Source organism: Rhodobacter sp. 4.3.4, from assembly GCF_058724655.1.
In genome coordinates, this window is sequence record NZ_CM178967.1 from 2375514 (window position 1) to 2390122 (window position 14609).

Annotated in this window: 15 protein-coding genes and 1 riboswitch; of the genes, 6 read left to right on the plus strand and 9 right to left on the minus strand. The window is 67.2% G+C overall.

Features of this window, described 5'->3' with window-relative positions; genetic code table 11:
* Positions 1–13 precede the first annotated feature (13 nt).
* From proC to AC4PTB_RS11505, 4 genes are read left to right on the plus strand one after another with little or no spacing between them, the layout of a single operon-like run.
* Positions 14–826 (plus strand): pyrroline-5-carboxylate reductase, encoded by an 813-nt coding sequence (proC, locus tag AC4PTB_RS11490; protein ID WP_492190083.1) that lies wholly within the window; start codon positions 14–16, stop codon positions 824–826.
* On the plus strand, positions 823–1161 hold the full coding sequence (locus tag AC4PTB_RS11495; protein ID WP_492190084.1) for a tRNA-binding protein: 339 nt from the start codon (positions 823–825) through the stop codon (positions 1159–1161). The genes proC and AC4PTB_RS11495 overlap by 4 nt, the downstream gene beginning before the upstream one ends.
* Positions 1161–2102 carry a 2-hydroxyacid dehydrogenase gene (locus AC4PTB_RS11500; RefSeq protein WP_492190085.1) on the plus strand — a complete coding sequence of 314 codons (942 nt, stop codon included), beginning with the start codon at positions 1161–1163 and terminating at the stop codon, positions 2100–2102. The genes AC4PTB_RS11495 and AC4PTB_RS11500 overlap by 1 nt, the downstream gene beginning before the upstream one ends.
* A 57-nt stretch (positions 2103–2159) precedes the next feature.
* A complete protein-coding gene (locus AC4PTB_RS11505; protein WP_492190086.1) occupies positions 2160–3278 on the plus strand; it encodes a beta-ketoacyl-ACP synthase III in 1119 nt (372 codons plus the stop codon).
* Between the two features lie 228 nt (positions 3279–3506).
* On the opposite strand, the gene gcvP is transcribed toward AC4PTB_RS11505, so the two are convergent.
* From gcvP to gltX, 4 genes are all read right to left on the minus strand, one after another.
* Entirely contained in the window at positions 3507–6341 is a 2835-nt protein-coding gene (gene gcvP / locus AC4PTB_RS11510) for an aminomethyl-transferring glycine dehydrogenase (RefSeq protein WP_492190087.1), read from the minus strand.
* A gap of 12 nt (positions 6342–6353) precedes the next feature.
* A complete protein-coding gene (gene gcvH / locus AC4PTB_RS11515) occupies positions 6354–6710 on the minus strand; it encodes a glycine cleavage system protein GcvH (RefSeq protein WP_492192634.1) in 357 nt (118 codons plus the stop codon).
* Between the two features lie 15 nt (positions 6711–6725).
* Positions 6726–7835, minus strand: a complete 1110-nt coding sequence (gene gcvT / locus AC4PTB_RS11520; protein WP_492190088.1) for a glycine cleavage system aminomethyltransferase GcvT — start codon at positions 7833–7835, stop codon at positions 6726–6728.
* Positions 7836–7970: 135 nt separating this feature from the next.
* Positions 7971–8061, minus strand: a riboswitch (glycine riboswitch).
* 173 nt (positions 8062–8234) lie between these two features.
* Positions 8235–9563 carry a glutamate--tRNA ligase gene (gene gltX / locus AC4PTB_RS11525; protein WP_492190089.1) on the minus strand — a complete coding sequence of 443 codons (1329 nt, stop codon included), beginning with the start codon at positions 9561–9563 and terminating at the stop codon, positions 8235–8237.
* 99 nt (positions 9564–9662) lie between these two features.
* On the opposite strand from gltX, the gene AC4PTB_RS11530 reads away from it, so the two are divergent.
* Positions 9663–10067: a metallopeptidase family protein gene (locus AC4PTB_RS11530; RefSeq protein ID WP_492190090.1), complete on the plus strand. Its 405-nt coding sequence runs from the start codon at positions 9663–9665 to the stop codon at positions 10065–10067.
* 43 nt (positions 10068–10110) lie between these two features.
* Here AC4PTB_RS11530 and AC4PTB_RS11535 read toward each other — a convergent pair whose 3' ends face one another.
* Together AC4PTB_RS11535 and AC4PTB_RS11540 are read right to left on the minus strand one after the other, a co-directional pair.
* Complete coding sequence (locus tag AC4PTB_RS11535; protein WP_492190091.1) at positions 10111–11100, minus strand: DUF6976 family protein; 990 nt, start codon at positions 11098–11100, stop codon at positions 10111–10113.
* Positions 11101–11113: 13 nt separating this feature from the next.
* On the minus strand, positions 11114–11323 hold the full coding sequence (locus AC4PTB_RS11540; RefSeq protein WP_492190092.1) for a hypothetical protein: 210 nt from the start codon (positions 11321–11323) through the stop codon (positions 11114–11116).
* Positions 11324–11466: 143 nt separating this feature from the next.
* Between AC4PTB_RS11540 and AC4PTB_RS11545 the strand changes: the two genes are divergently transcribed.
* On the plus strand, positions 11467–12414 hold the full coding sequence (locus tag AC4PTB_RS11545; RefSeq protein WP_492190093.1) for a 1-phosphofructokinase family hexose kinase: 948 nt from the start codon (positions 11467–11469) through the stop codon (positions 12412–12414).
* Between the two features lie 42 nt (positions 12415–12456).
* Here AC4PTB_RS11545 and AC4PTB_RS11550 read toward each other — a convergent pair whose 3' ends face one another.
* From AC4PTB_RS11550 to AC4PTB_RS11560, 3 genes are read right to left on the minus strand one after another with little or no spacing between them, the layout of a single operon-like run.
* Entirely contained in the window at positions 12457–13242 is a 786-nt protein-coding gene (locus AC4PTB_RS11550) for a metal ABC transporter permease (RefSeq protein WP_492192635.1), read from the minus strand.
* Positions 13235–14038: an ATP-binding cassette domain-containing protein gene (locus AC4PTB_RS11555; protein ID WP_492190094.1), complete on the minus strand. Its 804-nt coding sequence runs from the start codon at positions 14036–14038 to the stop codon at positions 13235–13237. Before AC4PTB_RS11555 ends, AC4PTB_RS11550 begins: the two co-directional genes overlap by 8 nt.
* A complete protein-coding gene (locus AC4PTB_RS11560; protein ID WP_492190095.1) occupies positions 14035–14538 on the minus strand; it encodes a Fur family transcriptional regulator in 504 nt (167 codons plus the stop codon). The genes AC4PTB_RS11555 and AC4PTB_RS11560 overlap by 4 nt, the downstream gene beginning before the upstream one ends.
* Positions 14539–14609: the final 71 nt, after the last annotated feature.

The following is a 14609-nucleotide window of genomic DNA, read 5'->3' on the forward strand; positions in this document are numbered from 1 at the left end:
AAGGGGGATTGCGATGGATTTTTCCGATATCGAGGCCCGCGGGCTGGTGCTTTTGGGCTGTGGCAAGATGGGCTCGGCCCTGCTTGCGGGCTGGCTGCGGCAGGGGCTTTCGCCGGCATCCGTGCATGTGGTCGAACCGTTTCCAAGCGACTGGCTGAAGGCGTCGGGCGTGGCGCTGAACGGGGATCTTCCCGCCGCGCCTGCCGTGGTTCTGGTGGCGGTGAAGCCGCAGATGATGGCCGAGGCGCTGCCGGGCCTGCAGGCGATGGGCGGCGGCGAGACCCTTTTCGTCACTGTGGCCGCAGGCACGACGCTTGCGAAATATGCAGCGATTCTGGGGGCTTCGACGCCGGTGGTGCGGGCGATGCCGAACACGCCCGCCGCGATCGGCCGCGGCATCACCGCGATCTGCGGCAATGCGCGGGCGACCCCGGCGCATCTGGATCTGGCCGAGGGGCTTCTATCTGCCGTCGGTCAGGTGGTGCGGCTGGAGGGCGAGCATCAGATGGATGCGGTCACGGCGCTGTCGGGGTCGGGCCCGGCCTATGTCTTTCACCTGATCGAGGCGCTGGCCGCGGCGGGCGAGGCAGAGGGGCTGCCCGCCGATCTGGCGATGAAACTGGCCAAGGCGACGGTGGGCGGCGCCGGGCAACTGGCGGAAGATGCGGCCGAAAGCCCGGCGCAGCTGCGCGTCAACGTCACCTCTCCGGGCGGCACGACGGCGGCGGCGCTGGCGCATCTGATGGACCCCGAAACCGGCTTTCCGGCGCTGTTGCACCGCGCGGTCAAGGCTGCGGCCGATCGCGGCCGGGAACTGGGCCAATGAGCCAGATCAGCTACGACGACTTCGCCCGCGTCGATATCCGGGTGGGGCGCATCATCGAGGTGCAGCCCTTCCCCGAGGCGCGCAAGCCCGCCTACAAGCTGCGGGTCGATTTCGGCCCCGAGATCGGCATCAAGAAATCCTCGGCGCAGGTGACGGTGCATTACACGCCCGAAACCCTGCTGGGGCGTCAGGTTCTGGGCGTCGTCAACTTCCCGCCGCGCCAGATCGGGCCGTTCCGCTCCGAAGCTCTGGTGCTGGGCCTGCCCGATGAAACCGGCGCCGTGGTGCTGATCGGCCCGGGGCAGGATGTGCCCTTGGGCGGGAAGATGTTCTGATGCGGGTTCTGGTCACGCGGGCGCTGACGCCGCGCATCGAGGCGATCCTGCGCGACGAATTTGCCGCCGAGTTTCGCACGCTCGACGCGCCGATGACGCTGGCCGAGGCGCAGGACGCGCTGGCCGCCTATGACGCGCTCCTGCCGACCCTGGGCGATGCCTTGCGGGCCGAGGCGTTCAGCGGCCCGATCCGCGCGAAATTGCTGGCGAATTTCGGTGTCGGCGTGAATCATATCGACGTGGCGGCGGCGAAGGCGGCGGGGCTTTTGGTGACGAACACCCCCGGCGCCGTCACCGATGCCACGGCCGATATCGCGATGACGCTGTTGCTGATGTCGGCGCGGCGCGCGTCCGAGGGCGAGCGGATGCTGCGCGCGGGCGGCTGGACCGGCTGGGCGCCGACGCAGATGCTGGGCGCGCATGTGACGGGCAAGCGGCTGGGCGTGATCGGCATGGGGCGGATCGGTCAGGCGGTGGCGAAACGCGCCCATTTCGGCTTCGGCATGCCGGTCAGCTATGCTGCGCGCAGCCCGAAAGCGCTTGATTTCCCGGCCATTCCCCTGCCCCTGCCCGATCTGCTGGCACAATCGGATTTCGTCGTGCTCGCTGTGCCCGCAACGCCCGAGACGCATCACCTGATCGGCGCGGCGGAACTGGCCCTGATGGCCCCCCATGCGCATCTGATCAATGTCGCGCGCGGCGATGTGGTCGATGAGGCCGCGCTGATCGCGGCGCTGCAGGCGGGCCGGATCGGCGGCGCCGGGCTTGATGTCTATGAACATGAGCCCCGCGTCCCCGCCGCCCTGACCGCGCTTCAAAACGTCACGCTGCTTCCGCATCTGGGCACCGCGACCGAGGAGGTCCGCGATGCGATGGGGCTGATGGCGGTGGAAAATCTGCGCGCCTTCCGTGACGGCACGCCGCTGCCAAACCTTTTATGAAGGCTTGACGACAGCCGCGGCCCGGCAGAATTTGACCCCGACCCTGGGGGAGCCTTCATGTATCAGCCAGCCATCACCGCAACCGGCGTCTTCGTGCCGCCCGATGCGATTTCGAACGACGACCTTGTGGCCGCGTTCAACACCTATGCCGACCGATTCAACGCCGCGCATGCCAAGCAGATCGCCGCGGGCGAGATCAGCCCGGTGGAGCATTCCTCGTCGGAATTCATCCTGAAAGCCTCGGGGATCGAGAGCCGCTATGTGATGGACCGCAAGGGCGTTCTGGACCCCGACCGGATGTATCCGGCGCTGCGCCAGCGGTCGGATGATGAACCCGGGATCATGGCGGAAATGGCGCTCGACGCCTGCCAAAAGGCGCTGGCGAAAGCCGGGCGCACCGGGGCCGAGATCGATCTGGTGATCTGTGCCGCCTCCAACATGGAGCGCGCCTATCCCGCGATTGCGATTGAAATTCAAAAGCTTCTGGGCGCCAGCGGCTTTGCCTTCGACATGAATGTCGCCTGTTCCTCGGCCACTTTCGGGATTCAGGCCGCCGCCGACATGATCCGCGCGGGCTCGGTGCGGCGTGCGCTGGTGGTGAACCCGGAAATCACCTCGGGGCATCTGGAATGGCGCGACCGCGATTGCCATTTCATCTTCGGCGATGTGGCGACGGCCACGCTGATCGAGCGGCAGGAGGACGCGGCGCAGGGCTTCGCGATCCGGTCGGTGAAATGCGCCACCGAGTTTTCGAACAACATCCGCAACAACAACGGCTTTCTGCGCCGCACCCGGCCCGATGGGCTGGCCGACCGGCGCGACATGCAGTTCATGCAGGAGGGCCGCAAGGTCTTCAAGGAAGTGCTGCCGCTGGTGTCGGCGCATATCCTGCATCATCTGGAGGCCGAGGGCGTGGCGGCAAGCGATCTGAAGCGGCTCTGGCTGCATCAGGCGAACAAGACGATGAACGATTTCATCGGCCGCAAGGTGCTGGGGCGCGATCCGGAACCGGGCGAGCAGCCCAACATCTTGCAGGAATTCGCCAATACCTCCTCGGCCGGGTCGATCATCGCCTTTGACCGGTTCTCGGATGACATGGCGCCGGGCGAGACCGGGCTGATCTGCTCTTTCGGCGCAGGCTATTCGGTCGGCTCGGTGATCGTGGAGCGGTTCTGAAACAAGATTGGCGAAGGCCATCGCCTTCGCCACAGCACGCCCTGTCCCCTTGTCCAGCCGCGGCCCAAAGGCCGTCGGCCAGCGCCCGCCCCGCCCATGGCGGGCGCTTCTCGCCCGCCGGGACGGGCGCCGGCCTCTGGTGCGCTTGGGGCAGGCGGTCTTGGCCCCGAGGTCGCGTAACGGGCGGGCAAAGGCAGTGCCTTTGCCTTTCCGCCCGAACGGCCGGTTTTACTCCGCCGCCCAGTCCGCCACCGGCGGGCAGGTGCAGACCAGATTGCGGTCGCCATAGACGTTGTCGACCCGCCCGACCGGCGGCCAATATTTGTCCACCCGGAAGGCGCCGGGCGGGAAACAGCCCTGCTCGCGGCTATACTTCCGGTCCCATTCCGCCACCAGATCCTCGACCGTATGCGGCGCGTGATGCAGCGGGCTGTCCTCGGCGGCAATCCGCCCCTCGGCCACGTCGCGCACCTCTGCGCGGATCGCCAGCATCGCGGTGATGAAGCGGTCGATCTCGGCCTTGGTCTCGCTTTCGGTCGGCTCCACCATCAGCGTTCCGGCCACCGGCCAGCTCATCGTCGGCGCATGGAACCCGTTGTCGATCAACCGCTTGGCGATATCATCCACGGTCACGCCCACTTCGGCAAAGGGGCGGGTGTCGAGGATGCATTCATGCGCCACCCGGCCCCGGTTGCCCATGAACAGGATCGGATAGTCGGCCTTCAGCCGCGCCGCGATGTAATTGGCATTGAGGATCGCCACGCGGGTCGCCTGCGCCAGCCCCTCGCCCCCCATCATCAGGCAATAGGCCCAGGAAATCAGCAAGATCGACGCCGAGCCATAAGGCGCGGCCGACACCGCCCCGGGCTTGCCATCGGTCTCGACATGGCCGGGCAGATAGGGTGCCAGATGCGCCTTGACGCCAATCGGCCCCATGCCCGGCCCCCCGCCGCCATGCGGAATCGCAAAGGTCTTGTGCAGGTTGAGGTGGCTCACATCCGAGCCGCATTCGCCCGGCTTCACCAGCCCCACGAGCGCGTTCATGTTCGCGCCGTCCAGATAGACCTGCCCGCCAAAGCGATGGGTGATGGCGCAGATTTCCTTCACCGTTTCCTCGAACACGCCATGGGTCGAGGGGTAAGTGATCATGCAGGCCGCCAGCCGGTCGCCCGCCTGCGCCGCCTTGTCGGCGAAATCCTCCAGATCCACGTCGCCATTCGGCGCGGATTTGACCACCACGACCTTCATCCCCGCCATCGCCGCCGAGGCCGGGTTGGTGCCATGCGCCGAAACCGGGATCAGACAGATATCGCGTTGCCCCTCTCCCCGCGCGCGGTGATAGGCGGCAATCGTCATCAGCCCGGCATATTCGCCCTGCGCGCCGGAATTGGGCTGCATCGAAAACGCGTCATAGCCGGTGATTTCGCACAGCTTCGCCGTCAGATCCTCGATCATCTCGGCATAGCCGCCCGCCTGATCGGCCGGAACGAACGGGTGCAGCGAGTTGTAGCGATGCCAGGTCAAGGGCGCCATTTCCGCCGCCGCATTCAGCTTCATCGTGCACGACCCCAGCGGGATCATCGCCCGGTCGAGCGCCAGATCGCGGTCGGACAGACGGCGCATGTAGCGCATCATTTCCGACTCGGCGCGGTTCATGTGAAAGACCGGATGCGTCAGATAGTCGGTTTTCCGCAGCATTTCCGCCGGGAAGCCAAGGGTTTGCCCCATCGGCGGCACGGTCTTGATGCCGAAGCTATCAAGCAGCCGCACCAGCACGTCTTCGTCGGTCAGCTCGTCGATCGAGATGCCGACGCGCCCCTCGCCCACCTTGCGCAGGTTGATCCCGTGCTGACGCGCGGCGGCCATGATGCCCTGCTGTCCCACGCCCACCCGCACGGTGATCGTGTCGAAAAATGCCTGCGGCGCCACATCGGCCCCGGCGGCGACCAGCGCATCGCGCACGCGGACCGCGTTCAGATGCACCCGCTCGGCAATCGCGCGCAGCCCCTTCGGCCCGTGGAAAACCGCATAGAAACTGGCGATCACCGCCAGAAGCGCCTGCGCCGTGCAGACGTTCGAGGTGGCTTTTTCGCGCCGGATATGCTGCTCGCGCGTTTGCAGCGACAGCCGGTAGGCCTTGTTGCCGCGCGCGTCGATCGAGACACCGACAATCCGCCCCGGCATCGTGCGTTTCAGAGAGTCGCGGCAGGACATGAAGGCGGCATGCGGACCGCCAAAGCCCATCGGCACGCCAAAGCGCTGCGCCGAGCCGACCGCAATATCGGCGCCCATCGCGCCCGGCTCCTTGAGCAGGCACAAAGCCAGCAGATCCGTCGCCACCACCGCAATCGCCCCGGCTTCATGCAGCATCGCGATGTAATCGGTGAAGTCGCGGACATGGCCATAGGTGCCCGGATACTGGAAAATCGCCCCGAAAACCGCATCGGGCACCAGCTCGTCGGGCTGGCCCTTGACGATCTCGATGCCGAAGGGCGCGGCCCGGGTTTCCAGCACCGCCACCGTCTGCGGATGCAGGTTGAGATCGACAAAGAACGCCCGCGATTTCGACTTGGCAGAGCGTTCCGCCATCATCATCGCCTCGGCCGCGGCGGTCGATTCATCAAGCAGCGAGGCATTCGCCACCGGCAGCCCGGTCAGATCGGCGACCATGGTCTGATAGTTCAGCAGCGCCTCCAGCCTGCCCTGCGCGATTTCCGGCTGATAGGGTGTGTAGGCGGTATACCAGGCCGGGTTTTCCAGCACATTGCGCTGGATCGCGGGCGGCGTCGCGGTGCCGTAATAGCCCTGCCCGATCAGCGAGGTCATCACGGCGTTCTTCTTTTGCACCTCGCGCAGCTTGTCATGCAGCTCATGCTCGGTCATCGGCGGCCAGGACAGCGGCTTGGCCTGCCGGATCGCCCGCGGCACCGTCTCGTCGATCAGCGCGTCGAGGCTTTGCACCCCCACCACCTTGAGCATCTCCGCCATCTCGGACGGGCTTGGCCCGATGTGGCGGCGGTTGGCGAAATCGTAAGGGTCGTAGTCGGTGGGGGCGAAGGTCATGTTTTTACTCGATTATCCGATAAAGTCCTCATAGGCGCCCGCGGACATGAAGCCCTCGACCGCCGCCAGATCGGCGACCTTCATCTTGAAGAACCAGGCCTCCATCGGCTTTTCATTCACCAGCGCGGGGGTGTCGGGCAGGGCCTCGTTCACTTCGACGATCTCGCCCGCAAGCGGCGCCAGAATATCGGACGCGGCCTTGACCGATTCGATCACCGAAACCTCGTCGCCCTTCTCGACCTTGCGGCCCACCTCGGGCAGCTCGACAAAGACGACATCGCCCAGCTGTTCGCTGGCGTGTTCGGTGATGCCGACGACGACAAGGTCGCCCTCGACGCGCAGCCATTCGTGTTCGGGGGTGTAACGGATCGGCATCGTTGGCTCCTATCGTTTGTAGCTGGTGGGGTGGAAAGGCAGGTCGGTGACGCGGGCGGGCAGCCGTTTGCCGCGGACCTCGCCATAAACGATGGCGCCGGGGGCGAGGCTCGCGGGCAGGCAGGCCATCGCCATCGGCGCGTCGATCGAGGGGCCAAAGCCGCCCGAGGTGACCCGGCCGATGGCCGCGCCGCCCGTCGCTTCGGCATAGATTTCAACGCCTTCGCGCATCGGTGCCCGGCCCTCGGGGCGCAGGCCGATGCGTTTGCGGGCAGCGCCCTCGCGCAGCTCGCGCAGGATGCGGTCGGCGCCGGGGAAGCCGCCCTCGCGCGCGCCGCCGCTGCGCCGGGCCTTCTGGATCGCCCAGGCAAGCCCCGCCTCGACCGGCGTGGTTTCGGTGTCGATGTCATGGCCGTAAAGCGGCATCCCGGCTTCCAGCCGCAGGCTGTCGCGCGCGCCAAGGCCAATGGGCGCCACTTCGGGCATCGCCAGAAGCGCGCGGGCGAAGGCCTCGATCACGCTTTCGGGCACGGAAATTTCAAAGCCGTCCTCGCCGGTATAGCCCGAGCGCGAGACCCAGAGATCGGCGCCGTCCCAAACGAAGCTCGCCGTGTCCATGAAGCGCATCGCGGCGACGCCGGGGATGAGCCGCGCCAGCGCGGTTTCCGCCTGCGGGCCTTGCAGCGCCAGCAGGCCGCGGCCCTCGACCACGATCACGCCCGGCACATGGGCGCGCAGATGCGCGATATCGGCCTCGGCGCAGGCCGCGTTGACGACCAGAAACAGATGATCGCCGCGGTTCGCCACCATCAGATCATCCAGGATGCCGCCCGCGTCATTGGTAAACATCGCGTAGCGCTGCCGGTTCAGACCAAGCCCGGCGATATCGACCGGCACCAGCGCCTCGAGCGCCGCCACCGCTTCGATCGGCAGGATCACCTGCCCCATATGGCTGACATCGAACAGCCCGGCCGCGGCGCGGGTATGCAGATGCTCTTTCAGCACCCCCATCGGATATTGCACGGGCATGTCCCAGCCCGCAAAGGGGACCATCTTCGCCCCCAATTCCACATGCAGATTGCAAAGCGCCGTGCGCTTCAAGCCCGTATCCCCGGCCATCGCATCCCCCAAGCCGGAAACCCGGCACCGAATCCCTGGGCTTTCGCCCGCTCGATGCCCCCCCTGTCCCTGCCTGTCGGCGCCTGAGATCGTTATCCCTTCGGCGGACCCGTTTCGGGTCACTCTCCAGAGTTCTTTGTCAGAACGGTCCTTTTGCCTGAGAGTTTACCGGGGCGGTTGCTCCTTCGGCCCTGACCTTGCGGCCAGCGTCTCCCGATCCTGACGCCCCCGATCTAGCCCGTCGTGCGACACTCTGGCAAGAGGGAAAAACAAATCCGACGCTTTCCAGAGAAAATCCGACACCCGCGCGCCAAGGCAGCAAAAAAGGGCCGGAAAACCGGCCCCCCCCTTTATCTTGCCCCAAATATCCCGGGGGTCTGGGGGCAGCGCCCCCAGCCGTCACGCCTTGGCGCGCACCTTCTGCATCAGCGGCATCAGATCGGCCATCTCCGGCCCATGCGCCTGACCGGTCAGCGCCTTGCGCAGCGGCATGAACAGCCCCTTGCCCTTGCGGCCGGTGGCTTCCTTCACCGCCGCGGTCCAGGCGGCCCAGCTATCCTTGGCAAAGGGCAGATCGGGCAAAAGCGCCAGCGCCACGGCGACGAATTCGGCATCTTCCGGGTCGATCACCGCCTCGGCGCCCTCGATCACCAGCTCGGCCCAATGCGCAAGATCCGAGAGCTTGTCGATGTTTTTCGAGGCCACCGCCCAGAAATCCCGCGCCAGATGCGGCGGAATGCCCAGCTTGCGGATCTCCTCCTCGACTCTCTCGAACGGCAGGTGCTGGTTGCGCGCCCGCGTCAGCGGGATCAGGTCTTCGGGGTCGAATTTCGTCGGCGCCGCGCCGAACTGGCTCAGATCGAAGCCCTCGGCGATCTCGTCGAGACTCATCCGCAGCTCGACCGGCTGGCTCGATCCCAGCCGCGCCATCAGGCTCAGAAGCGCCTCGGGCGCGATGCCATTCTCCCGCAGATCGCGGATCGAAAGCGTGCCCAGACGTTTCGACAGCTCCTCGCCCTTGGCACCCGTCAGCAGGCTGTGGTGCGCAAAGCTCGGCGGCACGCCGCCCAGCGCCTGCATGATCTGGATCTGCGTCGCGGTATTCGTCACATGGTCGGCGCCGCGCACAATATGGGTCACGCCCATCTGAATATCATCGACCGAGGAGGCAAAGGTGTAAAGCACCTGTCCGTCGGCCTTGATCAAGACCGGGTCCGAGACCGAGGCGGCGTCGATCGAAATATCGCCGATGATGCCATCGTGCCATTCGATCCGGGTCTGATCGAGCAGGAAGCGCCAGTAGCCGTCACGCCCCTCCTCGCGCAGCCGCGCCTTGTCCGCGTCCGACAGCTTCAGCGCCGCGCGGTCATAGACCGGGGGCCGGTGCATGTTCAGCAGTTTCTTGCGCTTGAGGTCCAGCTCGGTCGGGCTTTCGAAACATTCGTAAAACCGCCCCACCGACCGCAGGCTTTCCGCCGCCGCCTCGTAGCGGTCAAAGCGGGCCGACTGGCGTTCCTCGCGGTCCCAGGTCAGGCCGAGCCATTCCAGATCCGCCTTCAGCGCATCCACATATTCCTGCTTCGAGCGTTCCTGGTCGGTATCGTCGATGCGCAGGATGAAGGTGCCGCCGGCCTTGCGGGCGACAAGGTAGTTCATCAGGGCGGTGCGCAGGTTGCCGACATGGATATAGCCGGTCGGCGAGGGGGCGAAGCGGGTAACGACGGTCATCGGGCTCTCCTGTTGACGGTCTGCTCTTTCACAGGCTGGCGCTTTTGTCCATATCTGGCAGGGAAAGCCCGCGCCCGCGAAAAGCAAGGAACCGTGAAGATGCAGCAGTGGAAAGGCCGCGAGGCACCGAGCCTGGCCGAGATCGAAGCGATGGCCGAAGCCGCCCGCGCCGCCCTGCCCGAGGCGTTCCGCGGCCCCGCCGCCGCGGTGGTGCTGCGGGTGGAGGATTTCGCCGCCGATGCGGTGCTGGACCAGATGGGGATCGAAGACCCGTTCGAGCTGACCGGGCTTTACGAAGGCGTGCCGCTGACGGAAAAGTCGGTCTTCGACCCCAGCGGGCCGGATGTGATCTGGCTGTTCCGGCGTCCGATCCTCGATGAATGGATCGGGCGGGGCGATGTCGCGCTGGATGCGCTGGTCGCGCATGTCTTCGTGCACGAACTCGCGCATCATTTCGGCTGGTCGGATGACGATATCGCCCGCATCGACCGCTGGTGGGAGTGACCGGGGCCACCCCCGCCGAACCGTCCCGCCGCTCTGCCCCCCATCAGGCGGCGTCGGTGATCGCCATCCGCACCAGCGTCTGGTTGAGCAGGATATAGGCGATCTCGCCGAAGGTGACCGGGCCGGTGAAGGCGCCGGTGCGCTGGCCTTCCAGCTCGCCATAAAGATAGTTCAGGATGCAGTTGCAAGAATACTGCCCCTCGCCCGCCTCGCCCGCGCCCTGCGCGAAGGCCTGGGCATAAGAGCCCAGCGCATTGGCCAGCCGATATTCCACCCCGGCCAAGACCGGGGCATAGAATTTCACCTCGCCCGCCGCGACGTCGACCGACTGGATCGAGACATTGACCAGCGCGCCCGCATAATTCGCCACCAGCGGCAGCCGGGTGTCGATGCCGTTTTCGCTGATGTAGCGCGCCAGATCGACCTCGGTCCCGTTGACGGTCGCGGTCCGCGCCGAAAATCCGCCCTCGGCGAAGGTGAAGGTCAGTTTCGCATCATCGCCCTGCGCGAAGATGTTGAGAATGTCGAGATCGATGGCGACGCCTTCGGGCAGGGCGACATGCAGCAGCACCGCGCCCTCGTCATGGCCCTTGCCGGTGGTGCCGTCAAAGACCTTGGGCGCCTTCTTGCCGATGTCATCCAGATGCACGCCGGTGATCCAGCCCGTCAGCGGCTGATCGAACAGCCCCGGCCAGCTCTGCCCCTCCACCGCGAATTGCGCATGCGCGACCGAAAAGGCCGGGATCATGATCATGGTGACACCGCCGGGCTGGTAGCCTTCGGCGATGCGGGGCAGCTCGTCCACCCACAGATGGCGCGGCCTGGCGGCGCTGCCCTTGGGGAAGGTGGTGCAGAACAGCTTGTCGCGCACCACGGCCCCGCCCGCCTCGGTGACGAAATAGACCGTGGTGCCGCCGATCCAGGACCCGCGCGGCAGCTGCGCCAGCAGCGTTTCATCGCCCGCGATCACCATCACCTCGCCCGCCTCGATCCGTTTTGCCGCCGCGGCGACCGTGAGCATTTCGTTCTTCATCGGTCGTCTCCGTTCAGAATTTCGCCGCATCGGCCAGGGCAAAGGGGTTCTTCGCCACGAACTCCCGCAATTCCCCGATCTTGCCGGTCAGGGTCGCCGGTGCCTCCGCGACTTCACGGCGCAACCGCGCAACCAGGATGCGCGTGGCCAGCGAGGCCGAAGACAGATCGGAGGTGCCGGTCAGAACCCGTTTCCAGCGCGGATCGGAGAGGTCGGGAATCATGTTTCTCCTCCTCAGGATGTGCGGCGGATCAGATCAGCAATGCATTAAAGACCGGTTTCGGCCCTTTCCCCCCGCGTGCGAACCTGCAATGGTGCCGCCAAAGACCCGAAACCGGCCCCCCCGGACCGCAGGAAAGACCCGGCATGACCGCCATTTTGACCGTCACCCTGAACCCCACCGTCGATCTGTCGATCCATGCCGATCAGGTCGCCCCGGAGCGCAAGCTGCGCTGCACCCGCCCCGAGACCGATCCCGGCGGCGGCGGGCTGAATGTCAGCCGGGCGATCTCGGCGCTCGGCGGCCATTCCACCGCCTTCGTGGCGCTTGGCGGGCCGACCGGCGACAAGGTCATGCATCTGCTCGCCGAACAGGGGATCGGCCTTGCCCCCTTCCCGGCGCCCGGCGAAACGCGGCAAAGCCTGACCGTCACCGATGCGGCGACGGGCGAACAATACCGTTTCGTCATGCCCGGCCCGACCTGGTCGAGCGGGGATGTGACGAAGGTGATGGACCGGATCGCGAAGGCGGCGCCGGAAAACGGCATCGTCGTGCTGTCGGGCAGCCAGCCGCCGGGCGTGCCCGACGATTTCCCGGCGCGGCTGGCGACGAAAATCGCCCGCACCCGGGCGCGGTTCTTCGTGGATACCTCGGGCAAAGCGTTGCACCGGTTGTTGACCGCCGGGGCGAAGCCGGTGGACGTGCTGCGGATGGACGATCTTGAAGCCGAGGAGCTGGCGGGCCGCACCCTGCCCGCGCGCGCCGACAGCGCCGATTTCGCGCAGGATCTGGTGAAACGCGGCATCGCCCATGCCGTCGTCATTGCCCGCGGCGCCGATGGCAACGTGCTGGCGACCGAGACCGAACGCTGGGTGGCGCAGGCGATTCCCGACAAGGTCGTGTCGAAGGTCGGCGCGGGCGACAGTTTCGTTGCCGCCTTCACCCTCAGCCTTGGCCGCGGCCTCCCCCTGCCCGAGGCGCTGCGCTGGGGCGCGGCAGCGGCGGCGGCGGCGGTGATGACGCCCGCCACCGACCTGTGCACGCTGGCCGATGTGAAACGGCTCTTGCGCAGCTCGACGCTCGAAAAGATCTGAGCCCAAAACCAGGGACGCGGGGGGCGGCGCCCCCCGCGCCCCCTAGCCTGCGCGCCGCAGCAGGAGGGTCAGCGCAAAGATCCCCGCCGCCACCGCGACGATCGACGGCCCCGCCGGGGTGTCGAAAGCCAGCGAGGCCTGCAACCCGCCCAGCACCGCCAGCGCACCAAGCGCGGTGGCGCCAAGTGCCATCGCCTCGGGGCTGCGCGCCAGCTGCCGCGCCGCCGCGGCGGGCACGATCAGCAGCGCCGCGATCAGCAGCGCGCCGACGATCTTGATCGCCACCGCCACCGTCAGCGCCAGTGCCAGCACCAGCACCAGCCGCTCGCGCCGCGGATCAAGCCCCGAGGCCTGTGCCAGCTCCTCGTTCACCGTGGCGGTCAAAAGCCCCTGCCAGCGCCAGGCCAGCACCGCCGCCACCAGCGCCGAGCCCCCCCAGATCACCGCCAGATCGGTGCGGCTGACCGCCAGGATGTCGCCGAACAGAAAGGCCGAAAGATCAACGCGCAGCCCGGAAAAGAACGAGGCCGCGACAAGGCCGAAGGCCAGCGCCGAATGGGCGAGCACCCCCAGAACCGTGTCCATCGCATGGCCGCGCCCCGACAGGCTGGCCACCGTCAGCGCCATCGCCAATGCCACGGCGAGCGTGCCCGCATAGACCGAGACGCCAAAGCCATAGGCCAGCGCCACCCCAAGGATGGCGGCATGTGCCGTCGCATCACCGAAATAGGCCATGCGCCGCCAGATCACGAAAGAGCCGAGCGGCCCCGTCGCCAGCGTCAGCCCGACGCCGCCCAGCGTCGCCCGGGTCAGGAAATCGTCAAGCATCGTGGCGGCACTCCGGTCCATGCACATGGCCATGCGGATGCGCCTTGTGCGGCGCGGCGGGGTCGTGACCGTGGCCCTCGTCCGCCTCGTGGTCGTGGTCATGCACATGGCGGTAGAGCGCGAAGGCCCCGCCGGTGCCCAGCCCGAACAGCGCGCGATATTCCGGCGCGGCGGAGACCACCTTGGGCGTGCCCGCGCAGCAGACATGGCCGTTGAGGCAGACCACCCGGTCCGAGGCCGCCATCACCACATGCAGATCATGGCTGACCATCAGCACCGCGGCGCCGGTCTCGGCCCGGACCTCCTCGATCAGCCGGTAAAAGGCCGCCGTGCCGGGCTGATCCAGCCCCTGCGTCGGCTCGTCCAGGATCAGCACCTGCGGCGCGCTCAGCAGCGCGCGGGCCAGCAGCACGCGCTGGAACTGCCCGCCCGAAAGCCGGGCGAGCGGCCGCGGCCCCAGCCCCGGCACGCCGACCCGGGCCAGCGCCGCAGTGGCGGCGGCATCGCTGACACGCCGGGGCAAGGACAGGAAACGGCGCACCGTCATCGGCAGACCGGCGTCGATATGCAGCTTTTGCGGCACATAGCCGATGCGCAGCCCGGGCGCGCGGACAACCCGCCCCGTCGCCGCCGGTTCCAGCCCGATCAGCGCCCGGATCAGCGTCGATTTCCCCGAGCCGTTCGGGCCGACGACAGTCACGATCTCGCCCGGCGCAAGGGTGAAATCCACCCCCGCCAGCACCACCGCCTCGCCGTGCCGCACCGAGAGATTTTCTGCGAAAATCAAGGGGATCATGTCGCAGCCCCGGCCCGGGCACGACAGGCGGGGCAAAGCCCCACCGCCTCGAAACTGGCGCGTTCGACGGCAAAGCCAAGCGCCCCCGCCACCTGATCGAGCGCCGCGCGCACCGGCGCCGCCTGCGCCTCGGCCACGGCGTCGCAATCGCGGCAGATCAGGAAGACCGGCGCATGGGTTTCCCCGGGATGCATGCAGGCGGCAAAGGCATTCAGCCCCTGCACCCGATGCGCCAGACCCGCCTCGACCAGAAATTCCAGCGCCCGATAGGCGACGGGCGGCTGGTTGCCGAACCCCTCGGCCGAGAGCCGGTCGAGCACCTCATAGGCGCCCATCGCCCGGTGCGCTTCCAGCAGGATCTGCAACACGCGCTTGCGCACCGGGGTAAAGCGCAGCCCCCGCCGCGCGGCCTCCGCCTCGGCGCGCGCCAAGGTGTCGCCCGCGCAATGCGCATGGTCGTGATGCGCGAAGGCGCGGCCCGGATCGGTCTTGCCGTTCATGTTACTCTATCACATTTTGCTTGACTTGTTATCTCATAACATAGAGAACCGGCTCCCGACCCGCAAGCCTT